Below are 1,042 nucleotides of genomic sequence, written 5' to 3' on the forward strand. Positions count from 1 at the left end.
AAGTCGGCCTCTTCGGTCGCCTTCACCCCTTGAGCCGCCTGCTCGGCCGCTTGCCGCAAATACTTCGCAGCCTCCTTCAACCTGGCTGGCTCGACCGTCACTTCAGTCATCAACGCACTCCTCACGTCCGCACTCATGCACGCACCAGATCCTCAGCGCACGCATCCGCATCCCCCACAGCCCCCGCCGCCAACCCGGCATTCAATGGCGCACGCTTACCACTCGACACCCCCGCCGCCCCCGCCACGTGCCCGGAAATAGCAGACCCGTCACGCACCGACACCACACCCGGGCCCCGCACCACAGAACGCTCCCACAACGAAACCCCCGCCACCGCACGGTTGGCCGACTGCACCGACGGCCGCGGCCCGGACGCCGGGCTCACCACCCCAGTCCCCCCCACACCAACGCCCGAACCCTCAACCGCAGCCAACCCCGCACTGGCCGGACCAGGAATCGAAGCTATAGCGGTCACACCCCCATCAACAACCGAGCCCGAATAGCCGGCAACACCATCGGACCCCATCCCCATAGGACCAGCCTGGACACCGGCAGGGGACGCGGAATGCATCGCGATGACTGAAGGTATCGACCATTTTGGGACCCGGTAGTCGTGGTCATGCGCTAAGCCCGCGACGCGATAAGCCGAAACAAGACTACGAATGAGATAGAAAAGAGCCTCGGCGACCGCCATACTCGTAGCGACCAGAGCGAGGGTGGCCGCCGCTATAACCGTCTCGGGTCGAGATTCCATAACCAGTACGATGGGCAGCGCGGCCGCCAAAAAACCTTGGCCGGCTGAAATTGCGATTTGCGCATCTCCGATCACCTCGGCCTGCGCCGCTACGTCGCGTGCCATGCCGGTGTCATTCTTTCCAAGCCCGCGTGCCACGCCGATCATTTGCCCCAAAATGTCGGAATACGCCCCGGCCGCCGTACCGCTCCAACCAGGAACACGGGCTTGGCTCAGCAGCGAAGCCACCTGTGTGAAGCACTGCGACCGCTTCTCCAGACAGTCCCCCTCATACGGACCGGGAAGCCA

General features: G+C 64.2%; 1 pseudogene. It reads right to left on the bottom strand.

The features are described 5' to 3' along the window. Positions 1-133: 133 nt before the first annotated feature. Positions 134-1,042, bottom strand: a pseudogene (locus SKC42_RS27380) (EspA/EspE family type VII secretion system effector); the annotation flags it as partial.

It is taken from the genome of Mycobacterium sp. 050134 (assembly GCF_036409085.1).
Taxonomy (GTDB): domain Bacteria; phylum Actinomycetota; class Actinomycetes; order Mycobacteriales; family Mycobacteriaceae; genus Mycobacterium.